At 74.1% G+C, this 24,247-nt stretch carries 18 protein-coding genes; 13 read left to right on the forward strand and 5 right to left on the reverse strand.

The genetic code is table 11. The annotated features are described in order from the left end of the window. Nucleotides 1-137: 137 nt before the first annotated feature. The gene (locus ACH4LD_RS06395; RefSeq protein WP_398054279.1) at nt 138-1,811 is read right to left on the reverse strand and encodes a PucR family transcriptional regulator; all 1,674 of its coding nucleotides are present in this window, start codon (nt 1,809-1,811) and stop codon (nt 138-140) included. Nucleotides 1,812-2,162: 351 nt separating this feature from the next. On the opposite strand from ACH4LD_RS06395, the gene ACH4LD_RS06400 reads away from it, so the two are divergent. The 6 genes from ACH4LD_RS06400 to ACH4LD_RS06425 all read left to right on the forward strand — a co-directional run bounded on the left by ACH4LD_RS06400 (nt 2,163) and on the right by ACH4LD_RS06425 (nt 9,610). After that, a complete protein-coding gene (locus tag ACH4LD_RS06400) occupies nt 2,163-3,056 on the forward strand; it encodes an FAD binding domain-containing protein (RefSeq protein WP_132783095.1) in 894 nt (297 codons plus the stop codon). Next, nucleotides 3,056-3,631 (forward strand): (2Fe-2S)-binding protein, encoded by a 576-nt coding sequence (locus ACH4LD_RS06405; protein WP_132783094.1) that lies wholly within the window; start codon nt 3,056-3,058, stop codon nt 3,629-3,631. Before ACH4LD_RS06400 ends, ACH4LD_RS06405 begins: the two co-directional genes overlap by 1 nt. Before the next feature lie 2 nt (nt 3,632-3,633). Next, the gene (locus ACH4LD_RS06410) at nt 3,634-6,015 is read left to right on the forward strand and encodes a xanthine dehydrogenase family protein molybdopterin-binding subunit (RefSeq protein WP_398054278.1); all 2,382 of its coding nucleotides are present in this window, start codon (nt 3,634-3,636) and stop codon (nt 6,013-6,015) included. Between the two features lie 154 nt (nt 6,016-6,169). After that, on the forward strand, nt 6,170-7,627 hold the full coding sequence (locus ACH4LD_RS06415) for an NCS2 family permease (RefSeq protein ID WP_398054277.1): 1,458 nt from the start codon (nt 6,170-6,172) through the stop codon (nt 7,625-7,627). Nucleotides 7,628-7,764: 137 nt separating this feature from the next. After that, nucleotides 7,765-8,928, forward strand: a complete 1,164-nt coding sequence (locus tag ACH4LD_RS06420) for an XdhC family protein (RefSeq protein ID WP_398054276.1) — start codon at nt 7,765-7,767, stop codon at nt 8,926-8,928. Between the two features lie 43 nt (nt 8,929-8,971). Beyond that, a complete protein-coding gene (locus ACH4LD_RS06425; RefSeq protein ID WP_398054275.1) occupies nt 8,972-9,610 on the forward strand; it encodes a LysE family translocator in 639 nt (212 codons plus the stop codon). A gap of 28 nt (nt 9,611-9,638) precedes the next feature. On the opposite strand, the gene ACH4LD_RS06430 is transcribed toward ACH4LD_RS06425, so the two are convergent. Next, on the reverse strand, nt 9,639-10,079 hold the full coding sequence (locus ACH4LD_RS06430) for an SRPBCC family protein (protein ID WP_398054274.1): 441 nt from the start codon (nt 10,077-10,079) through the stop codon (nt 9,639-9,641). 193 nt (nt 10,080-10,272) lie between these two features. On the opposite strand from ACH4LD_RS06430, the gene ACH4LD_RS06435 reads away from it, so the two are divergent. Beyond that, nucleotides 10,273-11,286: a DUF2278 family protein gene (locus tag ACH4LD_RS06435; RefSeq protein ID WP_398054273.1), complete on the forward strand. Its 1,014-nt coding sequence runs from the start codon at nt 10,273-10,275 to the stop codon at nt 11,284-11,286. 13 nt (nt 11,287-11,299) lie between these two features. Here ACH4LD_RS06435 and ACH4LD_RS06440 read toward each other — a convergent pair whose 3' ends face one another. Beyond that, on the reverse strand, nt 11,300-12,067 hold the full coding sequence (locus tag ACH4LD_RS06440; protein WP_398054565.1) for a polysaccharide deacetylase family protein: 768 nt from the start codon (nt 12,065-12,067) through the stop codon (nt 11,300-11,302). Between the two features lie 180 nt (nt 12,068-12,247). Here ACH4LD_RS06440 and ACH4LD_RS06445 point away from each other — a divergent pair, with 180 nt between their 5' ends. From ACH4LD_RS06445 to ACH4LD_RS06465, 5 genes are all read left to right on the forward strand, one after another. Continuing rightward, nucleotides 12,248-13,939 carry a serine protease gene (locus ACH4LD_RS06445; RefSeq protein ID WP_398054272.1) on the forward strand — a complete coding sequence of 564 codons (1,692 nt, stop codon included), beginning with the start codon at nt 12,248-12,250 and terminating at the stop codon, nt 13,937-13,939. Continuing rightward, nucleotides 13,936-16,203: a tetratricopeptide repeat protein gene (locus ACH4LD_RS06450; protein WP_398054271.1), complete on the forward strand. Its 2,268-nt coding sequence runs from the start codon at nt 13,936-13,938 to the stop codon at nt 16,201-16,203. Before ACH4LD_RS06445 ends, ACH4LD_RS06450 begins: the two co-directional genes overlap by 4 nt. A 73-nt stretch (nt 16,204-16,276) precedes the next feature. Beyond that, nucleotides 16,277-18,316 carry a VWA domain-containing protein gene (locus tag ACH4LD_RS06455; protein ID WP_398054270.1) on the forward strand — a complete coding sequence of 680 codons (2,040 nt, stop codon included), beginning with the start codon at nt 16,277-16,279 and terminating at the stop codon, nt 18,314-18,316. After that, entirely contained in the window at nt 18,313-19,407 is a 1,095-nt protein-coding gene (locus tag ACH4LD_RS06460; protein ID WP_398054269.1) for a hypothetical protein, read from the forward strand. Before ACH4LD_RS06455 ends, ACH4LD_RS06460 begins: the two co-directional genes overlap by 4 nt. Further along, nucleotides 19,404-21,128, forward strand: a complete 1,725-nt coding sequence (locus ACH4LD_RS06465; protein WP_398054268.1) for an ABC transporter substrate-binding protein — start codon at nt 19,404-19,406, stop codon at nt 21,126-21,128. The genes ACH4LD_RS06460 and ACH4LD_RS06465 overlap by 4 nt, the downstream gene beginning before the upstream one ends. On the opposite strand, the gene ACH4LD_RS06470 is transcribed toward ACH4LD_RS06465, so the two are convergent. Next, a complete protein-coding gene (locus tag ACH4LD_RS06470; protein ID WP_398054267.1) occupies nt 21,103-21,945 on the reverse strand; it encodes a patatin-like phospholipase family protein in 843 nt (280 codons plus the stop codon). The genes ACH4LD_RS06465 and ACH4LD_RS06470 overlap by 26 nt on opposite strands. Before the next feature lie 121 nt (nt 21,946-22,066). Between ACH4LD_RS06470 and ACH4LD_RS06475 the strand changes: the two genes are divergently transcribed. Beyond that, on the forward strand, nt 22,067-23,203 hold the full coding sequence (locus tag ACH4LD_RS06475; protein ID WP_398054266.1) for a winged helix DNA-binding domain-containing protein: 1,137 nt from the start codon (nt 22,067-22,069) through the stop codon (nt 23,201-23,203). 122 nt (nt 23,204-23,325) lie between these two features. On the opposite strand, the gene ACH4LD_RS06480 is transcribed toward ACH4LD_RS06475, so the two are convergent. Next, nucleotides 23,326-24,117, reverse strand: a complete 792-nt coding sequence (locus ACH4LD_RS06480; RefSeq protein ID WP_103811716.1) for a trypsin-like serine protease — start codon at nt 24,115-24,117, stop codon at nt 23,326-23,328. Nucleotides 24,118-24,247 lie beyond the last annotated feature (130 nt).

Genomic DNA, 24,247 nt, shown 5'->3' on the forward strand with positions numbered 1-24,247 from the left:
GCACGCCATCGAGCTGTTGAGTGGTGGCGGCATTCCAGCACCAATCGCGGGGCCCGGCCAAGAGGGTGGGTGAAAGATTTCACAAAGTAGTGGGGTGCGGGCGTGACCTCGTCCGGCCGCCGCACGCCCCGCTGACCTCAGCTCATGCGCAGGGCCAGGAAGAAGTCCAGCTTGTCCTCCAGGCGGGACAGGTCCCGTCCCGTCAACTGCTCGATGCGGCCGACCCGGTAGCGCAGCGTGTTGACGTGCAGGTGCAGACGGGTGGCGCAGCGCGTCCAGGAGCCGTCGGAGTCGAGGAACGCCTCCAGGGTCGGGATCAGCTCGGCCCGGTGCCGGCGGTCGTACTCCTTCAGCGGGTCCAGCAGGCGGGCCGTGAAGGCGCGCCGGACGTCGTCCGGGACGAACGGGAGCAGCAGGACGTGCGACGCCAGCTCCTGGTGGCCGGCCGCGCAGACCCGGCCGGAGCGGGCGGCGGCGACCCGGCGGGCGTGCCGGGCCTCCTCCAGGGCGCCGCGCAGGCCCTCCGCCGAGTGCACGGCCGCGCTGACCCCGAGGGTGAGCCGGCCGTCGTCGTCCAGGCCCGCCGACAGCGGCTCGCGCACCGACCGCAGCAGGGCGTCGGCGAGCAGGCCGGTCTCCGAGCCGTCGTGCTCGGCGGCGACCGCGGGCAGTGGCACCAGGGCGACGGCCTCGTCGCCGGTGTGCGCGACGGCTATGCGGTCGGAGGGCTCGGGACCGGTGGCCAGCGGGTCGACCAGCACCTCCTCCAGCAGGGACTGGGCGACCGGGCCGCCCTCGACCTCGCCGCCCTCCCACTCCACCCGGGCCACCACGACCTGCCAGTGCGGGGCCGCCCCGAGCCCGGGCAGCAGCACCGGGGCCGCCACCCGGAGGCGGGCGGCGATCTCGGCGGGCGCGGCGCCCGTCTGCACCAGCTCCAGCACCTCCTGGGCGAGGCGGCGGCGGACCGTGCGGGCCGCGTCCCGGCGGTCCCGCTCGACGGCGATCAGCTGGGTCACGCCCTGGAGCAGGTCCAGACGCTCACCGGGCCAGTCGCCCGCGTCCGCCTCGACGGCCAGCAGCCAGTCCGACAGGACCGTCTCGCGGACATCGCGGGCGGCCTGCGGGGAGCGGCCCGAGGAGCGGACCGGGAAGAGGGAGTAGGTGGTGCCGTGCACCTGGACGCGGTGCGGGCCGCGGCGGCCGGTGCGGGTGGCCGCCAGGTGCTCGGCGGCGAGCCGGGCGCAGGTCTCGGCGGGCAGCGCCGGGCCCGCCACCTTGGAGCCGGCGATCATCCGGCCGGTGGGGGAGAGCACCCAGGCGCGCAGGTCGAGATCGGAGCCGAGCAGGTCCAGGACGACGTCCGGGCCGCCGCCGGCCGGGCCCGAGGTCATCATCCGGCGGTGCCGGTCCACGACGGCCGCCAGGTCCCCGGCGCGCTCGCCGGACACCTGCCGGACCACGTGCTCGGTGATCGTCGCGAACGCCACCGACTCGTGCACCGCGAACAGCGGCAGCCGGTGCTTCGCGCAGGCCAGCACCAGGTCGTCCGGCACATCTCCGAGCTCGGCCTCGCCGGCCGCGAGGGCGGCCACCCCGGCCTGCACCAGGATCCGTACGAAGGGCTCGGAGTCGGCGGCGTCCCGGCGCCAGGCCAGGCCGGTGAGCACCAGTTCACCGCCGGAGAGGTAGCGGCTCGGGTCGCGCAGGTCGGTGGTCATGACCCCGCGCACCGCGCGGTCCAGCTCGTCCTCGCCGCCGAGCAGCCGCAGGCCCAGCGCGTCGGTGTCCAGCAGTGCGCGCAGCCGCATCTCGTCGCCGCCGTTCTTTGTCTCGAAACCTACGATGGATCTTGGAGGAGTGCCGGGAAGTGGTCCGGTGAGGGGCCGCACCGGCCGGAGTCCGGGGTCGCCGTGCCGTCACCCGCGTTTCCCCGGGAAAACGGAGAGGTTAGCGATGACCTCCGTTCATACGAATCTACAAGATGCTCGTGCTGGCCAGCGAACTCCTTCATGGTTTCGGTGACTGACCCCGTCGGAGCACAGGACGGTGTACTGAGTCCACTCCGCGTTAACAGCACATGAACGAGCCGGGCCCGCCGCACACGGATTGGCTCAATCTGCACGACCTCAACAGCACTGAGACGAAGAAGAGAGCCGGTCATGGACTTCCTTCGCCCCGCCAGCTGGGAGGAGGCGCTCGCCGCTAAGGCCGAGCACCCCACCGCTGTGCCGATTGCGGGTGGCACCGATGTGATGGTCGAGATCAACTTCGATCACCGCCGGCCCGAGTACCTCCTCGACCTGAACCGCGTCGGCGACCTCTACGAGTGGGAGGTCGGCGAGGACACCGTACGGCTGGGTGCCTCCGTCCCGTACACCGCGATCATGGAGAACCTCCGTGCCGAGCTGCCGGGCCTCGCGCTCGCCTCGCACACGGTCGCCTCCCCGCAGATCCGCAACCGCGGCGGCGTCGGCGGCAACCTCGGCACTGCCTCGCCCGCCGGTGACGCCCACCCCGCCCTCCTCGCGGCCGGCGCCGAGGTCGAGGTGGCGTCGGCGGCCCGGGGCACCCGCCTCGTCCCGATCGACGCGTTCTACACGGGCGTCAAGCGCAACGCGCTCCAGCCCGACGAGCTGATCCGGGCGGTGCACATCAAGAAGGCCGACGGCCCGCAGCAGTACTCGAAGGTCGGCACCCGCAACGCCATGGTCATCGCCGTGTGCGCCTTCGGGCTCGCCCTGCACCCGGAGACCCGGACCGTGCGCACCGGCATCGGCTCCGCCGCCCCCACCCCGGTGCGGGCCAAGACCGCCGAGGAGTTCCTGAACGCGGCCCTGGAGGAGGGCGGTTTCTGGGACAACGGAAAGATCATCACCCCGTCGGTCGCCAAGCGGTTCGCGGACCTGTGCTCCGCCGCCTGCAACCCGATCGACGACGTCCGGGGCACCGCGAGCTACCGCCGGCACGCGGTCGGCGTGATGGCCCGCCGGACGCTGACCTGGACCTGGGAGTCGTACCGCGGCGCCCGCCGCGCCACCGAGGGAGCTGCGTGATGCGCGTCAACTTCACCGTCAACGGACGTCCGCAGGAGGCCGACGACGTCTGGGAGGGTGAGTCCCTGCTGTACGTGCTGCGCGAGCGGCTCGGCCTGCCGGGCTCCAAGAACGCCTGTGAGCAGGGCGAGTGCGGTTCCTGCACGGTCCGCCTCGACGGCGTGCCCGTGTGCGCCTGCCTGGTCGCGGCCGGCCAGGCCGAGGGCCGCGAGGTCGTGACCGTGGAGGGGCTCGCGGACTACGCCCGGCAGCGCTCCTGCGGGACGGGTGCCCGCGGTGGCACGAGCCTGGACGAGGCCAGGGGATGGCAGGCCAGGGGCGCCGACTCGCAGACCGGCGAGGGCACCGAACTCTCCCCAGTCCAGCAGGCGTTCATCGACGCCGGCGCCGTCCAGTGCGGCTTCTGCACCCCGGGCCTGCTCGTCGCCGCCGACGAGATGCTGGAACGCAACCCGAACCCGACCGACGCCGACATCCGGGAGGCGCTGTCGGGCAACCTGTGCCGCTGCACGGGCTACGAGAAGATCATGGACGCGGTCCGCCTGGCGGCCGCACGGCAGTCCGAGGGGGTCTGAGCATGCCGGCCAACGGTGCACCCACCAAGATCACCCAGGGTTCGCAGACCAAGGGCGGCATCGGGGAGTCCACGCTCCGCCCGGACGGCACCCTCAAGGTCACCGGGGAGTTCGCGTACTCGTCCGACATGTGGCACGAGGACATGCTGTGGGGCCAGATCCTGCGCTCCACCGTCGCGCACGCCGAGATCCTCTCCATCGACACCGCCGAGGCCCTCGCGATGCCGGGCGTGTACGCCGTCATGACGTACGACGACCTGCCCACCGACGTGCGGAACTACGGCCTGGAGATCCAGGACACCCCGGTCCTCGCGCACGGCAAGGTGCGCCACCACGGCGAACCGGTCGCGATCGTCGCCGCCGACCACCCGGAGACGGCCCGCCGCGCCGCCGCCAAGATCAAGGTGGACTACAAGGAGCTGCCCGTCATCACCGACGAGGCCTCCGCGACCGCCCCGGACGCGATCCTCGTCCACGAGAACCGCGACGACCACCACGCCGGGCACGTCCCGCACCCGAACATCGTGCACCGCCAGCCGATCGTCCGCGGCGACGTGGAGGAGGCGCGCAGGCGCGCGGACGTGATCGTGACGGGCGAGTACACCTTCGGCATGCAGGACCAGGCCTTCCTCGGCCCCGAGTCCGGCCTCGCCGTGCCCGAGGAGGACGGCGGCGTCCACCTCTACATCGCCACCCAGTGGCTCCACTCCGACCTGCGCCAGATGGCGCCCGTCCTCGGCCTGCCCGAGGACAAGGTGCGCATGACGCTGGCCGGTGTCGGCGGCGCGTTCGGCGGCCGCGAGGACCTGTCGATGCAGATCCACGCCTGTCTGCTGGCGCTGCGCACCGGCAAGCCGGTGAAGATCGTCTACAACCGGTTCGAGTCCTTCTTCGGGCACGTCCACCGCCACCCGGCGAAGCTCCACTACGAGCACGGGGCCACGCGCGACGGCAAGCTGACCCACATGAAGTGCCGGATCGTCCTGGACGGCGGCGCCTACGCCTCCGCGTCCCCGGCGGTCGTCGGCAACGCCTCCTCGCTGAGCGTCGGCCCGTACGTGATCGACGACGTCGACATCGAGGCCATCGCCCTCTACACCAACAACCCGCCCTGCGGTGCCATGCGCGGCTTCGGCGCGGTCCAGGCGTGCTTCGCCTACGAGGCGCAGATGGACAAGCTGGCGAAGGAACTCGGCATGGACCCGGTGGAGTTCCGGCAGCTCAACGCGATGGAGCAGGGCACCCTCATGCCGACCGGGCAGCCCGTCGACTCCCCGGCCCCGGTCGCCGAACTCCTGCGCCGCGTCAAGGCGATGCCCATGCCGCCGGAGCGCCAGTGGGAGTCCAGCGAGGGCGCCGACGTACGGCAGCTGCCCGGCGGCCTGTCCAACACCACGCACGGCGAGGGCGTCGTACGCGGGGTCGGCTACGCGGTCGGCATCAAGAACGTCGGCTTCTCCGAGGGCTTCGACGACTACTCCACCGCCAAGGTGCGCATGGAGGTCGTGGGCGGTGAGCCGGTCGCCACCGTGCACACCGCGATGGCGGAGGTGGGCCAGGGCGGAGTCACCGTCCACGCGCAGATCGCCCGCACCGAGCTGGGCGTTGCGCAGGTGACCATCCACCCGGCGGACACCCAGGTGGGTTCGGCCGGTTCGACCTCGGCCTCCCGGCAGACGTACGTCACCGGCGGTGCCGTGAAGAACGCCTGCGAGCTGGTCCGCGAGAGGGTCCTGGAGATCGGCCGGCGCAAGTTCGGCTCCTACCACCCCGCGTGGGCCACGGCGGAGCTGCTGCTGGAGGGCGGCAAGGTCGTCACCGACGGCGGCGAGGTCCTCGCGGACCTGGCCGACGTCCTGGAGGACGAGGCCGTGGAGGTCGAGAAGGAGTGGCGGCACCGGCCGACCGAGCCCTTCGACCTGCGCACCGGCCAGGGCAACGGACACGTCCAGTACTCCTTCGCCGCCCACCGCGCGGTCGTCGAGGTCGACACCGAACTCGGCCTGGTCAAGGTGATCGAACTGGCCTGCGCCCAGGACGTCGGCAAGGCGCTCAACCCGCTCTCCGTCATCGGCCAGATCCAGGGCGGTACGACGCAGGGCCTGGGCGTGGCCGTGATGGAGGAGATCATCGTGGACCCGAAGACCGCGAAGGTCAGGAACCCCTCCTTCACGGACTACCTGATCCCCACCATCCTCGACACGCCGACCATCCCGGTCGACGTGCTCGAACTCGCCGACGAGCACGCCCCGTACGGGCTGCGCGGCATCGGCGAGGCTCCGACCCTGTCGTCCACCCCGGCCGTCCTCGCGGCGATCCGGAACGCGACCGGGCTGGAGCTCGACCGCACACCGGTGCGGCCCGAGCACCTGACCGGCACGTGACCCTTCGGGGCTCCGACCGGTGAGCTCCCGGGGGGACCTCGTCCCCCCGGACCCCCCTGTTCGTCTCGGGCCGTCCCCCGGGTCGTCCATTCCCAAATCCCGTGCCCGGACAAGGCGCCGCACGGGTGCACCTATGAACCTTGGGAGTTGGCCCATGACCCAGCAGTCAGTGGAGCCCAGGACCGCCGCCGAGGACGCGGGCGAAGGCAGCCGCGTCCCGGCCGGGCGGTCCTGGCTCGACCGGTACTTCCACATATCCGGAAGAGGATCGACGGTCGCGCGTGAGGTGCGCGGCGGCATCACCACCTTCATGGCGATGGCCTACATCCTCCTGCTCAACCCCCTCATCCTGTCCGGCAAGGACGCGGCGGGGGACACACTCGGCCAGAAGGCGCTGATCACCGCGACCGCGTTCGCGGCGGCCCTCACCACGCTGCTGATGGGTCTCGTCGGCAAGGTGCCGCTCGCCCTCGCCGCCGGCCTCTCCGTCTCCGGGGTCCTGTCCTCACAGGTCGCCCCCGCCATGACCTGGCCGCAGGCCATGGGCATGTGCGTGCTGTACGGCGTGGTGATCATGCTGCTGGTCGTCACCGGCCTGCGCGAGATGATCATGAACGCGATCCCGCTCGCGCTCAAGCACGGCATCACCATGGGCATCGGTCTGTTCATCGCCCTCATCGGTCTCTACAAGTCCGGCTTCGTGCACCAGGGCAAGGCCACCCCGCTCACCCTCGGCCCCGCCGGGGAACTCGCCGGCTGGCCCGTGCTGCTCTTCGCCGGCACCCTGCTGCTGATCTTCATGCTCCAGGCCCGTAACGTCCCCGGCGCCATCCTCATCGGCATCGTCTCCGGCACGGTCGTCGCCGCCGTCCTCAACGGCCTCGGTGTCATCGCCCCGGCGCAGTGGGCGGGCGGCGCCCCCCAGCTGCACGGCAGTGCCGTCTCGATGCCCGACTTCTCGCTCTTCGGGAACGTCGAGTTCGGCGGCTGGGGCGAGGTCGGCGCGATGACGATCGGCATGATCGTCTTCACTCTGGTGCTCGCCGGTTTCTTCGACGCGATGGCCACCATCATCGGCGTCGGCACCGAGGCCGGACTGGCCGACGACAAGGGCCGGATGCCGGGCCTGTCCAAGGCGCTGTTCATCGACGGCGCCGGCGGCGCGATCGGCGGTGTGGCGGGCGGCTCCGGTCAGACCGTGTTCATCGAGTCGGCGACGGGCGTCGGCGAGGGAGCCCGCACGGGTCTCGCCTCCGTCGTCACCGGCCTGTTCTTCGCGGCCTGCCTGTTCTTCACCCCGGTCACCGCGATCGTGCCGCAGGAGGTCGCGTCCGCCGCGCTGGTCGTCATCGGGGCCATGATGCTGATGAACGCCCGGCACGTGGAATGGGCCGACCGGGCGACCGCGATCCCGGTCTTCCTGACCGTCGTCCTGATGCCGTTCACGTACACCATCACCACCGGTGTCGCCGCGGGCGTGATCTCCTACACCGCCATCAAGGCGGCCCAGGGCAAGGCCCGCGAGATCGGCGCCTTCATGTGGGGCCTGACGGTCGTCTTCCTGGTCTACTTCGCCCTCCATCCCATCGAGGCATGGCTGGGCGTGCACTAGGCCCTGTCGTCAAACTCCCGCCCGCCGACGGTGCCGTGACGGGCCGCCCGCCCTCCGCGGGCCCGTCGTGGCCGGTCGCGCAGTTCCCCGCGCCCCTCCGGGGCGCCCGTCCCCCGACCCCGTGAGGAGACCGACAGATGCTGGACATCGCCGAGGAGCTGGACCAGTGGGTCCAGCAGGGCCGTGACTTCGCCGTCGCCACCGTGGTGGCCGTCGGCGGCAGCGCCCCGCGCCGGCCCGGCGCCGCCCTCGCGGTGGACGCCGACGGCACGGCGATCGGCTCGGTCTCCGGCGGGTGCGTGGAGGGCGCCGTGTACGAGCTGTGCCGACAGGCGCTGGAGGACGGCCACACCGTCCTCGAACGCTTCGGGTACAGCGACGAGGACGCCTTCGCCGTCGGCCTGACCTGTGGCGGCGTCATCGACATCCTCGTCACACCGGTCCGGGCGGACGGTCCCGCCCGGCCGGTGTTCGCGTCCGCGCTGGCCGCCGCCGCCCGAGGGGAGGCGGCGGCGGTCGCGCGGATCGCCGAGGGCCCGGCGGAGCTGCGCGGCCGGCCCCTGCTGGTCCGGCCCGACGGGTCGTACGACGGCGGCTTCGGCGCCCACCCCGAGCTGGACCGCACGGTCGCCGCCGAGGCCGGAGCCTTCCTGGACGCGGGGCGCACCGGGACCCTGGAGATCGGTGAACAGGGCTCGCGCTGCGGCGCCCCGCTCACGGTCCTGGTCGAGTGCTCCGTCCCCGCACCCCGGATGATCGTCTTCGGCGCGATCGACTTCGCGTCGGCGCTGGTCCGGATCGGCAAGTTCCTCGGCTACCACGTCACCGTGTGCGACGCCCGCCCGGTGTTCGCCACCCGCGCCCGCTTCCCCGAGGCCGACGAGGTCGTCGTCGAATGGCCCCACAGGTACCTGGAGCGCACCGAGGTCGACGGCCGCAGCGTCCTGTGCGTCCTCACCCACGACGCCAAGTTCGACGTCCCCCTGCTCAAGCTGGCGCTGCGGCTGCCGGTCGCCTACGTCGGCGCGATGGGCTCCCGCCGTACCCACCTGGACCGCGGCGAGCGGCTGCGTGCGGTCGGCGTCACCGACCTGGAGCTGGCCCGGCTGCGCTCCCCGATCGGCCTGGACCTCGGCGCCCGCACACCGGAGGAGACGGCGCTGTCCATCGCGGCGGAGATCGTCGCGGGCCGGCGAGGGGGCAGCGGGGTGCCGCTGACCGGCGCGCACACCCCCATCCACCACGACACGGCGACGCTGCCCGCGGGGCGGACCGCGGGGCGGATCGGGTCGGTGGCCTGAAAAGCGTTTGCCGACCGCCGTCGCGGCTGTGTTGCATGACGACATGGTGTCCCCCGACCGTCTGGCGGCCTTCGCCGTCCTGTCCTTCCTGCTCATCATCGTCCCCGGCCCCAGCGTGCTGTTCGTGATCGGGCGGGCGCTGGCCCACGGCCGCCGGGCCGCGCTGACCACCGTCGTCGGCAACACGCTGGGCGCCTACCTGCTCGTGGTCGCCGTGGCGTTCGGCATCGGGTCGGTCGTCGAGCGCTCGGTGCTCGTCTTCACCGCCCTGAAGCTCGCGGGCGCCGCGTATCTCGTGCACCTCGGGGTCAAGGCGTGGCGGCGGCGCGGCTCGCTGCGGGCCGCGGTCGCGGAGTCCGGTCCGGCGCGCGGTGGTCTGCGCACCCTGGGGGAGGGGTTCGCGGTCGGCGTGGCCAACCCCAAGACGATGGTCTTCTTCGCCGCCGTGCTGCCCCAGTTCGTGGACCGCGGGCACGGTCACGTCCCGGCGCAGATGCTGCTGCTCGGGCTCGTCTTCAACGCCATCGCGGTGATCTCCGACGCCGTCTGGGGCCTGGCCGCCTCGGCCGCCCGCGACTGGTTCGCCCGCTCTCCCCGCCGGCTGTCCGCGGTCGGCGGCACGGGCGGCCTGACCATGATCGGCCTGGGCGTGACGGTGGCCCTGACGGGCCGCAAGGACTGAGGACCGCGCGGACGCACCCACCCCCGGCTCAGCCCCGTGTCAGCAGATGGTCCGCCGCCCGGCCGAACAACAGGCGGGAGGCCGACGTGAGCGGGCCGTCGAAGGCCCGGGGGAGGAAGCGGACGCTCAGCTCCTCCCGCCACACCACCCGGCTGCGGCCCCCGGGCCCCGGGTGGACCTCGATCTCCGCCCAGCCGAGGATCAGCCGGCCGCGTTTCTCCAGGCGGCACAGGCCGGGGACGTCGTCGGCCGGCGGGCGCCACACCGTCACCTCCATCACGTCGTCGAAGGTGAGCGGGCCGAGCCCAGAGCGGGCCACGAAGCGCGTGCCCTCGCGGGTCGGCGGCGGCGTCAGCACCGTGATCCGGGTCAGCGGGACCGCGTCGGCGTGGCGCGGCCAGTCCGTGAGCCGGCGCCACGCCTCGTCGGGCGGGAGCGGCACCGTGCGTTCGAAGGAGAAGGTGGGCACGGCACGATCGTAGGCAAGGGACGCCGGTCACCCGCGCGTTCACCCGCCGCGCCGGCCCGCTCGCCTAGCAGGTGTCCATGAGGGGTCGTATTCTGGAACAGTGGGTGCGCGGGGCGGCGCCACCGGGATCCTGCTTCTACGCTTCCTGTGACGGGCCGGTCAAGCAGCCCGTCGTACGGGGGAGTTGATCGTCATGCCGGTGAAGAACTACGGCGTTCTCATCGCCCGCGCCGTCGAGACGCGGCGCGAGGGCGCGCGGGAGACACCGCACTACCAGATCCACCTCACGGACGACCACGGCACGCACTACCGCGCCGCCGTCAACGTGCTCTCCCAGGAGCACCCTTCCGAACTGCTCTACCTGGTCGCCGACGACTTCCGGCACCCGCTGACCACCGCCCTGGAGGGCCTGCCCGGCGGCTGGAACACCCTGCCGGCCGGCCCCGGTGGCCCGACCCTCGACTTCGTGCGCGGCAACCTCTTCGACCCGGCCGGGATGCGCACGCTCCCACCGGACGTCGAGGGACCGGACAACGACCTCGCCGACCTCCTCGACCACTACGTCCAGCGCGCGGTGGCGGACCCGCAGGCGCGGGCTTACGTCTTCGGATCCCGATTCGGCCCTGAACCCGCCGTCAAGGACAAGGTGTTCGGCTTCCTGCCCGGCAACGGCGTGCACGACGTCCACATGAACCAGGGCAACAGCCGCCGCTTCAAGGGCGACGACGGGGTGTGGCAGGACGGCGGACTGCTGCTGCGCTTCCCCGCGCAGTCCCGCTGGGTCGGCATCTTCCTGGCCTTCCAGAGTCAGTCCTGGCACACCGACGACACCACCGGGCACACCCTGGAGGACGTCGACGGCACCCGGCCCACGACCGGCGCGCAGCCCGTGGTGATCATCGCCGCGTCGGTCAACCCGAAGGGCCCCGCCCCGGAGACGGAGAGCGTGACCCTGCTCAACGCCTCGCCGGAGCCCGCGGACCTGACCGGCTGGCGGATCGTCAGCCGCCTCGGCCACGACTCGCCGGTCCCGGCCACGGCCCCGCTCGCGCCCGGCGACTGCCTCACCGTGCCACTCACCGCGGACACCCCGCTCGGCAACCAGGGCGGCGAGATCACGCTCCTCGACGCGGCCGGCCTGAAGGTCCACGGCGTCTCCAACACCGCCGAACAGGCCTCCCGCGAGGGCTGGTCGGTGGTGTTCTGAGCCGGGGGAGGGGCTACGGGCGGTACACCTTGCCGGGCTCGGCCCTGCCGGGCGCCAGCAGCTGGGGGACCGTCACGAAGACGTAGCCCCGCGCCTTCAGCGCGTCGATGATGCCGGGCACGGCCGGCACGGTCCCGGGGTAGATGTCGTGCAGCAGGATGATCCCGTCCCGGGACGACTGGTCGAGGACCCGCTTGGTGATGAGCGCCGAGTCGTCGGTCGTGTAGTCCTTGGCGGTCACGCTCCACAGCACCTCCGCCAGGCCCAGCTCCTTGCAGATCCTGTGCACGTCGGCGTCGGTGCGGCCCTGCGGCGGGCGCATCAGCGTCGGCTTGCGCCCGGTGAGCCGCTCGATCGCGTCGTCGGGGCGCGTCAGCTCCTCGCGTATCTCCGCGTCCGATATGCGGGTGAGGATCTTGTGGTCCCAGGTGTGGCTCGCGACCTCGTGGCCCTCCGCCGCCATCCGCTTGACCAGCTCCGGGTACTTCTCGATGTGCCGCTTGCCGAGGAGGAAGAAGGTGGCCGGGACCTTCTTCTCCTTCAGGATGTCGAGCAGCTTCGCCGAGTTCTCGCTGGGGCCCGCGTCGAAGGTGAGCGCGATGCACTTGGCCTCCCGGCAGTCGACGGTCCCGAACCGCGCCGCTGTCCCCTGCGCCGCCTCGGCGCGGGCGGTGCTCGGGGCGATCGTGTCGACCTGCGCGCAGCCGGACAGGGTGAGCGTCAGGCCGGCGGCGGCGGACGCGAGCGCCCAGCCACGCAACCTCCGGCCCGTTCCGCGCATCTTCCTGGGCGCGTCGGTGGTCGCGTGCGTCGGCGTCGAGCTCGTCTCGGTCGTAAGAGGCATGCCCGGACTATACACCGCGTGTATAGTGCAGGCGTTCGCACCGTGCTGTCCGGCTTCCGCAACAACCCCGTGCATACCAGTAGTATCGGGCGTGGTACGCGGAGTAACCTCGGGACCATGACGCGCACGGGGGAGCGAGTCGCCGCATCGCGCTTACGGACACCGTCCTGGATCGCGCGCATCGAGACACCGGACGGCCGGGTCCGGGGCGCGGGCGTGCTGCTGGCCCCCGAGCGGGTCCTCACCGCCGCGCACGTCGTCAGCCCCGGGCACCGCTACACCGTCCGCCTGGTCGGCGTCCCCGGCCTGGCCGCCGTGACCGCCACCGTCCGCCCGGACGAACACGTACCCCAGAGCGAGGACACCTTCGGCGACCGCAGCGGCGACCTCGCCCTGCTGTGCCTGTCGGCACCCCTGCCCGCCGAGCACATCACCCGGCTCTACCGGCTCGCCGCCCCCCACGGCCCCGTCAGCATGTACGGCTTTCCGCGCGGCGACGACGGCGGACGCTGGCACAGCGCCACCCTGGTCGCCGCGCGCGGCCGGGACAGCCAGGTGCAGCTGCGCCCGCTCACCCCCGAAGAACTCGCCGACGACGGCTTCAGCGGCGGCGGCGTCGTCGACCACGCCACCGACCAGGTCATCGGCATCGTCCTGAGCGTGGACGACGGCCCCGGCTCCGCCTTCAGCTACATGAGCCCCACCGAGACCATCCTCAGCCACCTGCCGCAGGTCGCCGCCTGGACCGACGGCGCCGAGGCCGTCGACCCCCGGCTGCGCACCGGCACCGGCGCGGCCGCCGGCCGGCTCGACGTCCCGTTCGCCACCGAACTCGCCTCCTGGTTCCGTGGCGAGGGCTGGCCCGTGCTCGTCACCGTCGTCCCCGCGCACGGCGACCGCGCCTGGACCCTGCAACGGGCCGTCACCCTCGCCGACCGCGAGCTGCGCACCCACCGCAACACCAGCGCCGTCAGCCACGACCCGCCCGAGACCGTGCCCCCCGCCGGCGCCCACGACCTCGCCCTGGACATCAAGGGGCTGACGGACGCGGAGGTCATGGACCGGATCGCCGAACGCCTCGGCATCCGCGACGACCCCCGGCCCGAACGGCTCGGCACCCTGCGCCTCCCGCTCGCCGCCGTCCTGGTCGCCGTCGACGAGGCCGCCGAACCCGACGCCCTGCTCGGCCTGCTGGACCGGCTCGCCCGGCAGGGCGCACGGCTGCTGCTGGCCTTCCGCGACCGGGGAGAACGCGCCGAGCAGGCCGCCGAGTTCCTCGTGCACCGGCCGCTGCGCGAGCGCTGGGCCCGCCTGCGCACCGAACTCGACCGGATCACCGACGAGCTGGGGCCCGCGCTCGAAGCCCGCCGGGACCGCGTACTGCCCCCACCCGGCACCCGGCAGCTCATCGACCGGGCCGAGGCCGGCGTCCGGCGCAGCGGGATGCTGCGCGCCTGGATCGACCACGCCCCCGAGCAGGAACGCGGACCCGCCCGCGCCGGACGGCTGTTCACCTTCGAGGACGCCGTCGGCCGCCGCCGGCGCCGCCTGGAGAAGGCCGTCGACCTGCTCGACGCCCGGCTGCGCCGCCGCGAGGAACTCCTCGGCCGCGTCGGCGCCGAGTGGCCGCTGTGCCGGCAGCGGGCCGCCGCGCAGGGCGACCGGGTGGTGGCGGCGTACCGGCTCTACGAACAGGCCGTCTCGCTGCTGCGGCAGACCCCCTGCGACATCGAGCGGGCCGAGACCGCCGTCGAGCGGTTCGTCGGCTTCTGCTCCGCCCCCGCACCCGGTGAGGAGGGAGCCTCGTGACCTCGTGCGTCCGGCCCGGCTGCGCGGGCCGCATCATGGGCACCGGCTACTGCGACACCTGCGGCCACCGGCACGCCGAACCGCGCACCGCACCACCGGACCGGCCCCCGGCCGGCACCGCAGGGGAGCCCGAACCGCCCGGCCCGGCGCCCGTGCACGCCGTCGCCGGCATCGGCGAACTCGACCAGCACGGACTGGTCGTCCTGCCCGAGGTCCCCGTCCCCGACGACGTCCTCGTCGAGGACCCGCGACCGCCCACCGGGGGCCGCCGCTGCGGCGCGAACGGCTGCACCATGACCATCGGCATCGGCTACGGCGGCCAGCCCGCCCGCGACACCGGCCGGTGCCCCCGCTGCGGCACGCCCTACTCCTTCCGGCCGCAGCTCACCAGGGGCGACATCGTCGCCGACCACTACGAGGTCCTCGGCTGCCTCGCCCACGGCGGCCTCGGCTGGGTGTACCTCGCCGAGGACACCCGCGCCGACGGCCACCGGGTCGTCCTCAAGGGCCAGATCAACGTCCACGACGCCCTCGCCCGCCGCACCGCCGTCGAGGAGCGCCGCTCCCTGACCGACCTGCACCACCCCGACATCGTCCGCATCATCACCTACGCCGAACACCGGCCCCCCGGCCGCCCGCCCACCGGCTACCTGGTCATGGACTACATCGGCGGACGCTCCCTGCAACAGCTCTTCGACGCCGACGACGTCGAGCGGATCTTCCACGGCCGCCCCCGGCTCGACCACGTCCTCACCTACGGCTGCAAGATCCTCGGCGCCCTCCAGTACATGCACGAACGCGGGCTGCTCCACTGCGACATGAAGCCCGCCAACGTCATCCACTTCGGACGGGCGATCAAGGTCATCGACCTCGGCGCCGTCCGCGCCATCGGCGACCGCACCTCCGCCTACGTCCACACGGCCGGCTACGCCCCGCCCCAGGAGGAGATCGACCGGCGCGGCTGGCACGTCGACAGCGACCTCTACACCGTCGGCATGACCCTCCAGGCGCTGGCCAGGAGCACCGAACCCGCCCGCGGCCTCGCCCCCGACTCCTTCCGCCGCCTCATCGCCCGCGCCACCCACGCCGAACCCCGCGCCCGGTTCCGCTCCGCCGCCGAGATGTCCCGTCAACTCTGGGAGGTACTCCGCGAGTTCCGCTCGCTCCAGTTCGGCGAGCAACTGCCGGAGAGCTCCACCCGGTTCCGCGCGACCGGCGCGAGCCTCGACGCCGGACTCGGCGCCATCCCCGCCCTGGACCACTGGACCACCCGCCGCGGCGAGCGGCCCGCCGGCCTGGACGTCTCCCCGCCCGCCGCCGCCGAGGTGGCCGGCGCCCTGCCCGAGCCGCTGCCCGACCCCGACGACGGCGCCGCCCTGCTCCTGGACACCTTCCCGCCCGACGCCCCCGACCGGGTCGCCCGGCAGTGGCCCCGCGAATCCCGCCTCGGCACCCCCGAGACCGCGCTGTGGCTGTGCCGCGCCTACCTCAGGAAGGGCGAGCAACAGGCGGCGGAGAGCTGGCTCGCCGAGGCCGAGACCCAGCTCGGCGAACGCGCCGCCCATGACTGGCGCATCGCCTGGCACCACGGCGTGCTGCACCTCAGCAAGGGCGAGGTGGAGCCGGCGGGCGCCCGCTTCGACGCCGTCTACCGGGCCCTGCCCGGCGAGTACGTGCCCAAGCTCGCCCTCGGCTACTGCGCCGAGCACACCGGCTCCCAGCCCGCGCGCCATGGGCGCCCCACGCGGGCCATGCGGTACTACGAAGCCGTCTGGAAACGGGACTCCGCGCACACCGCCGCCGCGTTCGGCCTGGCCCGCGGCCACCTGGCCGGCGGCGACCGGGACGCCGCCGTCCACGTCCTCGACGAGGTGCCCGCCACCTCCCGGCACCACGACGCCGCCCGCGTCGCGGCCGTCCGCATCCGCGCCGGTGTCCTGCACGGCGACCCGCCCACCCCGGCCGGCCTGCGGGACGCCGTCCGGCGGCTGCCCGAACTGCGCCTGGACGGCGGCGCGGCGGCCGGGGAGTCCCGGGCCCGGCTGGTGGCGGAGGTCCGCGAGAACGCCCTGCACGGCCGGCCGGCCCAGGGCTGGGGACCGGACTTCCCCGCCGGGGAGCTCCTCGGACCCGGGGACGAGGACAGCCTGCGCACCCGGCTGGAGCAGTCGTTCCGGCAACTGGCCGCCCAGGCGCGCACCGCCGGCGAACACGGCCGGCTCCTCGACCTGGCCCACGCGGTCCGGCCGATGACCATGTTCTGACCCCCGCACCGCCCTCCGGGAGCCCGACGCCCCGGGGGAGACGACCTTCCGGACCACTTGGGAAGAGGCAGCGATGACCGTGGCCGAGGAGACCGAGGTGACGCTCGCGGTCGGCCAGCAGAAGGAACTGCCGGTCGCGCCGGACCCCGCCGGGCGGCACCCCGACCCGGAGATGCACGCCATCCTGGAGATCGGGGTCAGGAGCCGGGGCCGCCCGGAACACCCCGGCGCGCCCGTGCTCGGCACCGGACCCGCGCTCGCCGAGGTGCTGATCGTCGACACCTCCCGCTCGATGCTCCACCCCGCCGCCAAACTGCACGCGGCCAAGGACGCCACCGTCGCGGCGGTCCGGATGCTGCCCGACGGCACCGCGTTCGCCGTGCTCTCCGGACGGTTCGACGCCACCCTCGTCCACCCCGGAGCCGGCGGCGCGGTGCTCGCCGTCGCCGGTCCCGGCGAACGCGAGGCCGCCGAACGCGCCGTACGGATCCTGGACGCGGACGGCGGCACCGCCATCGGCACCTGGCTCGACCTCGCCCGCCGGCTGCTCAAGGACCACCCCGCCCCCGTGAAACACGTCCTGCTGCTCACCGACGGGCGCAACGAGCACGACCACCGGGCCGCCATGTCCCTGGAGACCGCGCTCGACGCCTGCGAGGGCCGGTTCGTCTGCGACGCCTGGGGCATCGGCGACGACTGGGACGCCGACCTGCTGCTGCGCATCACCCGGCGGCTGCACGGGCGCGCCCGGGCCGTCCGCGCCGAGTCCGAACTGACCGCGGCGTACGAGGAGTTGGTGGCCGGCCTGCTCGGCACGGCGGTACCCGAGCTGCGCATCCGGCTCACCCCCACCCCGGGCACGGTGATCCGTCAGGTCAAGCAGGTGGTGCCGAGCGAACAGGAACTGCCGCCCGTCCCGGCCGGCTCCGGCGGGCGCGGCGCGGAGTACGTCACCCGTGCCTGGGGCGACGAGGTGCGGCACTTCCAGGTCGTCCTCACCGCCGACCCCACCGGCCGCGAGACCGGCGAGGACCTCCAGCTCGCCGCCGTGGAGATCGCCGTACCCGACTTCGGCCGGCCGGTACGGCTGCCCGCGCCGCAGCCCGTCCTGGTGCGCTGGACCGACAACCCGCTGGACGCCTCCCGGCAGCACCCCGGGGTCCGCCGGCACGAGCTGTACCGGCAGGCGAGCGCCGCCGTGGCCGGCGCCTACCGGGCCTGGCTGCGCGGCACGGACGGCCGCGACACCGCGGACCGGGAACTCACCCGTGCGCTCGCGCTGGCCACCGAACTGGGCGACACCCAACTGCTCGGCGCGCTCCGGCTGATCGAGGCCGCACCGGGCACCGGCCGGGTCCGCACCGGGCTGAAGGACGTCGACTGGCAGCACCTGATCCTCTCCAGCGCCCTGACGACGCCACCGGAACAGCCGGCGGGGGGCTCGGGGGAGGGGCGTGCCGCCGCGCGGAGCACCGACGCCGCCGGGACCCCAGGAGGCTCCGCCGGCCCCCGGGGCTCCGCCGCCTCGCCGGGCTTGGCCGCTCCGCGGGGCTCCGCCGCCCTGCCGGGCTCAGCCGTCCTGCCGGTTTCCGCCGCCCTGCCGGGCTCAGCCGTCCTGCCGGTTTCCGCCGCGCCACCGGGCTCCGCCAGTCCACGGGGCTCCGCCGCCTCGCCGGGCGCCGCCGGGAGCCCACCGGGCTCCGCCAGCCCACCCGGCTCCGCCACACCGGATGGGGCCGCCCCGCCGGGCTCCGTCGCGCCGGATGGGGCCGCCCCGCCAGGACACGTCACGCGGGATGGGGCCGCCCCGCCGGGCTCCGTCGCGCCGGATGGGGCCGCCCCGCCAGGACACGTCACGCGGGATGGGGCCGCCCCGCCAGGACACGTCACGCGGGATGGGGCCGCCCCGCCGGGCTCCGTCGCGCCGGATGGGGCCGCCCCGCCGGGACGCGTCACGCCGGATGGAGCCACCCCAGCCGGATCCGTCGATCCGCCCCTGCCCGTACGCCCCGACGGTCTCATCGAGTGCCCCGGCTGCAAGTGGCTCGGTCCGGCCGACTCCGTGTACTGCGGCGGCACGTGCGGCCGGCCGCTGAGAGGGGCGCCCGCATGACCACCGGCAGGGGGACGACACCCGGCACCGGCCCCGCGACCGGCGCGCAGCCGACCACCCCGCCCACCCCACGCCCCGCACGGGCCCGCCCCGCCGACCGCCGCGCCCCCGGCAGGGCGTCGCGCCGCCTCGCCCGCCCGCGGCTCCGGCTCCCCGGTGCCGGGCCGCGCCCGGCGGACGGCGGCAGCACGACCGCCCACGACCTGACCCTCCGCCACCGCCTGCTGCTGGCCCTGTCGGCCCTGCTCGCGCTGTCACTGTTCGGGTCGTACCAGGGCGTGCACGGCGACGCGAACCCGCTGCGCACCTCCAGCGCCCCGGCCGTCCTGTCCCTGGACACCGCGCTGTACGCGCTCGGCCAGGCCGAGCGGGACGCCGGCGCGCCCGCCCCGACCAGCGACTTCCAGAAGCAGATCTCGGTCGCCGCGCAGAGCCTGGCGGCCGCCGCCGCGGACGACGACGTGGGCGGCCCGGCGGGCCGGCAGACCCTCCAGACGATCGCCGGGCTGATCACGGTCTACGCGGACAAGGTCCAGAGGTCCCAGCTCCAGCCGGACGGCAGCCTGTTGCGCGAGGCGTACCGCAGCTATGCCACCAGCATCCTGACGGAGAAGGGCACGGGCATACAGGACCGGCTGAAGGCGCTGCAACGGCAACAGCGGGCGGCCGTGCACCGGCAGACCTCGTTCGGCCCGCTGCTCCGGCTCGCCTGGAGCGTCACCCTGCTGCTGGCCCTCGCCTTCTGCGCCGCGCTGCTGGAGACCCAGCTCTTCCTCCGCCGCCGCCTCCGGCGCCGCTACAACCGCCCACTCCTGGCCGCCCTGGCGCTGTCGGCGGCCGGTGTCGTCACCGCCGCGCTGTTCACCGTGTGGACCCAGCAGGGGATGGCGGACACCCGGCAGTTGCTCGACAGCCCGCTGCACGGGCGGCTCATACCCGACGCGGGGCGGCACACCGCCTCGTACCTGGCGCACACCGGCTTCCGCGCGTCGGCGGCGGTGTGGATCCTGATAGGAGGCGTCCTGCTGATGGCACTGGCCGAGACGGGCCTGCGGCGGCACATCGACGACTACCGGTTCAGGCCCCGGTGAACGCGCACCCCGGCGGCTCCGCGACGGCCGACCCCGGCACCCCGTCCCGCCCCTCCCGCCGCCTGGTCCGTGTCGTCACGGTGGTGGCGAGCTGCCTGGCCGTGCTGGCGGCGGCCGTCGTGGTGGGCGTACGCGTCCTCGGGCAGGAGCCGACCGTCACCTTGCTGGCCAACTGGACCGGCGAGGACGAGGAGAACTTCCGGAAGGCGGTCATCGAGCCGTTCGAGCGGAAGTACCGCATCCACGTCGACTACCAGGGCAGCAACGCCGAGAGCCAGGTGCTCGGCGCCGACGTCGAGGCCGGGACGCCACCCGACGTCGTGGCGCTCACCGGCCCCGGCGAACTCGCCGAGTACGCCCGGCAGAAGCACCTCCTGCCGCTGGAGGACCTGGTGGACCAGGCAGACTTCGGGCCCTCCTGGGCCATGCCGCTGGCGGACGGGCACGTGTACTGGTTCCCGCTCAAGGCCGATCTGAAGAGCGTCGTCTGGTACCCGGCCGACGTGGGGGAACAGGAGCGGAAGCAGGCGGCGCACCGGCCGGCCGCGTGGTGCGTCGGCATGGGTTCCGGGGCCACCAGCGGCTGGCCCGGCACCGACTGGATCGAGGACATCCTGCTGCAACGGTACGGCCCGGACGTCTACGAGCAGTGGGCGCGCGGCGCACTGCCCTGGGGATCGAAGCCGGTCAGGACCGCCTGGACCACCTGGCGCGACCTGGTCGGCGCGGGAGGCGACCCGGACCTCGTCCGGCGGGCCCTGAAGACCCCGTACGAGGCGGCGTCGCGGCCGGTGACCGCGAGCCCGCGGGGCTGCACGCTGGAGCACCAGGCGTCGTTCATCCGGGGGCGCCAGCACGCCTGGAAGGACGTCGACGGCCGCTACGAGCCCTCCGCCCGGCTGCTCCTCGGCGCCCCCGCCAACCGCGCGTGGGAGGTCTCCGGAGACCTGGTCGCCCTGCTGCACGCCACCCCGGCGGCCAAGAAGCTGATCCGGTACCTGGCCTCCACCGACACCCAACGTGCCTGGAGCGCCCAGCAGTCCGGCTTCTCCGTCCACACCGGAGTCCCGCCCGCCGGCGGCACCGACCCGGACTGGCGCCGCTCCCTGGCACTCACTCTCCGCGACCGGCAGGCTGCACTGCTTCGACGCCTCCGACGCGATGCCGCCCGCGGTACGGGACGCGTTCGCCGAGGCGGCGATCGAATTCCTCGCCCACCCCGGCCACTTGGAGGACCTCCTGCACTCCCTGGACACCCTCAGCGCCACCCCGGGCCTGACCTGGCTGCCGTCCGTCTGCGACCACCCGTCATGAACGGCCGGCACACGGACGGCGCCGCCGTCAGGGCACGCCGCGCCACACCCCGACGGCGTACCGGCACGTCTCCCTCGGCCCGCGACGGTACGGCGGGCAGGCCGCCCTCGGCCCGTGACCGCACGGCGTGCGGACAGGCGCGCGGGCGGCGCCGCCGTCAGGGCACGCCCGCGCCACACCCCGACGGCACACGGACAGGTCCCCTCGCCCTGCGACGGCCGCGCGTTCGGGCAGGCCGCCCTCGGCCCGCGACCGTACGGCGTTCGGGCAAGCCGCCCTCGGCCCGCCACGGCACGGCCTGCGGGCAACCGCTCGTCCCGCCACGGCACGGCGTTCCGGCACACCGCCCTCCGCCCCTGACCGCACGGCGTGCGGGTCCGGTCAGTCCCGTGTCCAGGGCAGGGTGAGCGCGCGGCCCTGGACACGGCCCGCCTCGGCGGCGGGGCGGCGGGTGGCCGGGTCGAGGGCGTTGTCGCCGATCGCCGCGGCGGACGCCTCGTCGGGAGCGACGACCACGACCTCGGCACCCCCCGCGCGCAGCTCCGCCACGGACCGCTCCAGCGGCCGCTCGCTGGGGAAGGGCTCGGTGGCACCCAGCGGCACCAGGACCAGCACCCGGTCGGCACCGGCGGCGAGGTCGGCGTTGGCGACGGACCGCACCCCGCCGTCCACGTACCGGCGTTCGCCGATCGTCACCGGCGGCCACACGCCCGGCACGGCGCAGCTCGCGGCGACCGCGTCGACCAGCGGCACGCCCGAGGCCCGGTCGAAGACCCGCGGCTCACCGCTCTCCGCGTCCACCGCGACGATCTTCAACGGCCGCTCCGGCCACCCGTGGGACGGCAGCCGGGACTCGATCACCGCGCGGCGCTCCGCCTCGGAGACCGTCCGCGCGTCCAGGGCCACCCGCCCGACCGCGCGCCGCAACTCCGTCATGGACGCGGCCGATTCCAGGGCCGCGCCGATCTCCGCCGCGAACTTCTCCAGGTCCATCTCGGCCATGATCTCGGCGGCCTGGAGGGCGGGGTCCACCTGCCGGGCGTACAGCTCCTCCAGCTCCAGCCCGCTGCCCACCTGCGCCGCCACGGTGGACCCGGCGGAGGTCCCCACGAGCAGCCCGGCGCCGGTCACGTCCCGCCCGGCCTCGGCGAGTCCCGTCAGCACCCCGGTGATCCAGGCGATCCCGCCCACACCCCCGCCGCCCAGCACCAACGCCTTGCCCATGTCCGCCCCTTCCGGAGAGCCAGCCCTCGATCCACGGGTACGACACCACAGCCGGCGGCGGAGGGACAACCGCGGGGCATCGCGGACAGGCGTTGTCCGCGAAGGGCGTTAGCGTGCGCCCATGACCCAGAGCAGCGGTGAGCAGAGCAGTGTCCGGAGCGGTGCGGGAAGCGCCCCGGTGATGGACGTCCGTGCGCTGAACCGCGCCACCCTCGCCCGGCAGCTGCTGCTGAGCCGGTCCGCGCGGTCGGCCGGGGACGCGGTGAGTCATCTCCTCGGGCTCCAGGCGCAGAACACCAGACCCCCGTACTACGCCCTCGCCGCCCGCCTCGACGGGTTCACGCCGGAGCGGTTGGCCACGCTCATGGCCGGCCGGGACGTGGCCCGGATCGTCACGCTGCGCTCCACGATCCACACCCACACCGCCGACGACTGCCTCACCCTGCGGCCCTTCGTCCAGCCGGCCCGCGACCGGGAGCTGGGGAACTTCCGCGCGGGGCTGACCGGCGTCGACCTGGACCGGCTCGCGGCCGTCGCCCGGGAACTGGTGGAGGCCGAGCCGCGGACCATGGCCCAGTTGCGCGCGGCGCTCGGCGCCGAGTGGCCGGACGCCGACCCGCGGGCCCTCGCCGTCGCGGCCCGCTGCACGCTCCCGCTCGTCCAGGTGACCCCGCGCGGTCTGTGGGACGAGAGCGGCCAGGTCGCCCTCACCACCGCCGAGCACTGGCTGGGCCGCCCCGCCGGACCCGCCCCCACGCCGGACGCCGTGATCCTGCGCTATCTCGCGGCCTTCGGCCCCGCCTCCGTGCGGGACATGCAGACCTGGGCCGGGCTCACCCGCCTCAAGCCCGCCTTCGAACGCCTGCGCCCCCGGCTGCTGACCTTCCGTGACCCGGACGGCGTCGAACTCTTCGACCTCCCCGACGCCCCGCGCCCCGACGCGGCCACCCCCGCACCGCCCCGCTTCCTGCCCGAGTTCGACAACCTCCTGCTCGGCCACGCCGACCGCACCCGTGTCGTACCGCCCGCGCATCGCGGCCGGCACTGGCAGGGCAACCAGGCCCACCGCACCCTGCTGGTCGACGGTTTCCTGGCCGGTCTGTGGAAGCTCGACGGCGGCACCCTCGTCATCGAGACCTTCGCCGGGCTGAGCAGGGCGCGGCGGGAGGAGGTGACCGCGGAGGGGGAGCGGATGCTCGCGGTCATGCACCCGGGCGCCACGCACGACATCCGGTTCGGGGACGTCGTACGGCGGTGAGGGCGGCCGTCGGCGCGACCGGAGCGGTGGAGAGGGGGGGGGGGGGGGGGGGGGGGGGGGGGGGGCCCCCCCCCCCCCCCCCCCCGGCCGTCACCCGAGGGGTGCTCGGGAAGTCTTCCGGGTCACGAGTTGACCTGCGCGGTCACCAGGTTCGAGAAGGTGGTCAGCCGGGTGTAGACACCCGGGTAACCGGCCTCCGCGCACCCCTCGCCCCAGGAAGTGATCCCTGCCAGGACGCCCCCGATGAGCAGGGGACCGCCGCTGTCGCCCTGGCAGGTGTCAACGCCGCCGGACGTGTATCCGGCGCAGACCATGTCGGACTGGACGAAGTCCGAACCGTAGGAGGATCGGCAGCTGGAGTCGGACACGACCGGGACGGTCGCGGTCCGCAACTGGTTGGAGGAGCCGCCGTTCTCCGAGGTGGTCCCCCAGCCGAGGATGCGGGCGGTGGTGCCGGCCGCGTACACGCCCGTCTGGGAGGAGGAGACGTACTTCGCCGTGGTGTACGGCATCGACGTCGAGAGGGTCAGCACGGCCACGTCGTCGCCGTTGGTGGCGTCCGTGTAGTCCGGGTTGATCCAGATGTTGCTGACCCGGCTCACCGTGCCGTTGGTGCCGTTGAGGTAGGTCCGGCCGCCGACCACGCGAACGCTGCTCGTGGTCTCGCCGACCATGCAGTGCGCCGCCGTCACCACCTTCCTGGGCGCCACCAGGGTGCCGCCGCAGAACTGGTTCTGGGACGCGTCCGTGATCTGCATCATGAACGGGTACGCGGTCGTCGTGGTGGTCGTACCGCCGACGATGGGCTGAGGCGCGGCGCTCGCCGTGGGGGAGGCGAGCAGCGCGGACGCCGCCGCGGCGGCGGTGGCCACCACGGTCGCGGCGGTCTTTCTTGCACGTGTGAGCCCGAACATGAGTCTCCTCAGTGGGGGTTGCACCGGTGGGGGGTCGCGCGGGTCTGTGTGGGGGGTTTGCATGGGGGTCGCGGGACCGACCCCCATGTGCCCGGGCGAGCGGCACGCCCATTACGCTAGGACCCGGCAC

This window comes from Streptomyces sp. NPDC017676, from assembly GCF_044329325.1.
Taxonomy (GTDB): Bacteria; Actinomycetota; Actinomycetes; order Streptomycetales; family Streptomycetaceae; genus Streptomyces.

What these genes read in the sequence shown, in the direction of transcription:
- ACH4LD_RS06395 (WP_398054279.1), bottom strand. Translation starts at nt 1,811, where the DNA reads ATGCGGCTGCGCGCACTGCTGGACACCGACGCGCTGGGCCTGCGGCTG.
- ACH4LD_RS06400 (WP_132783095.1), top strand. Translation starts at nt 2,163, where the DNA reads ATGGACTTCCTTCGCCCCGCCAGCTGGGAGGAGGCGCTCGCCGCTAAG.
- ACH4LD_RS06405 (WP_132783094.1), top strand. Translation starts at nt 3,056, where the DNA reads ATGCGCGTCAACTTCACCGTCAACGGACGTCCGCAGGAGGCCGACGAC.
- ACH4LD_RS06410 (WP_398054278.1), top strand. Translation starts at nt 3,634, where the DNA reads ATGCCGGCCAACGGTGCACCCACCAAGATCACCCAGGGTTCGCAGACC.
- ACH4LD_RS06415 (WP_398054277.1), top strand. Translation starts at nt 6,170, where the DNA reads ATGACCCAGCAGTCAGTGGAGCCCAGGACCGCCGCCGAGGACGCGGGC.
- ACH4LD_RS06420 (WP_398054276.1), top strand. Translation starts at nt 7,765, where the DNA reads ATGCTGGACATCGCCGAGGAGCTGGACCAGTGGGTCCAGCAGGGCCGT.
- ACH4LD_RS06425 (WP_398054275.1), top strand. Translation starts at nt 8,972, where the DNA reads ATGGTGTCCCCCGACCGTCTGGCGGCCTTCGCCGTCCTGTCCTTCCTG.
- ACH4LD_RS06435 (WP_398054273.1), top strand. Translation starts at nt 10,273, where the DNA reads ATGCCGGTGAAGAACTACGGCGTTCTCATCGCCCGCGCCGTCGAGACG.
- ACH4LD_RS06440 (WP_398054565.1), bottom strand. Translation starts at nt 12,067, where the DNA reads ATGCGCGGAACGGGCCGGAGGTTGCGTGGCTGGGCGCTCGCGTCCGCC.
- ACH4LD_RS06445 (WP_398054272.1), top strand. Translation starts at nt 12,248, where the DNA reads ATGACGCGCACGGGGGAGCGAGTCGCCGCATCGCGCTTACGGACACCG.
- ACH4LD_RS06455 (WP_398054270.1), top strand. Translation starts at nt 16,277, where the DNA reads ATGACCGTGGCCGAGGAGACCGAGGTGACGCTCGCGGTCGGCCAGCAG.
- ACH4LD_RS06460 (WP_398054269.1), top strand. Translation starts at nt 18,313, where the DNA reads ATGACCACCGGCAGGGGGACGACACCCGGCACCGGCCCCGCGACCGGC.
- ACH4LD_RS06470 (WP_398054267.1), bottom strand. Translation starts at nt 21,945, where the DNA reads ATGGGCAAGGCGTTGGTGCTGGGCGGCGGGGGTGTGGGCGGGATCGCC.
- ACH4LD_RS06475 (WP_398054266.1), top strand. Translation starts at nt 22,067, where the DNA reads ATGACCCAGAGCAGCGGTGAGCAGAGCAGTGTCCGGAGCGGTGCGGGA.
- ACH4LD_RS06480 (WP_103811716.1), bottom strand. Translation starts at nt 24,117, where the DNA reads ATGTTCGGGCTCACACGTGCAAGAAAGACCGCCGCGACCGTGGTGGCC.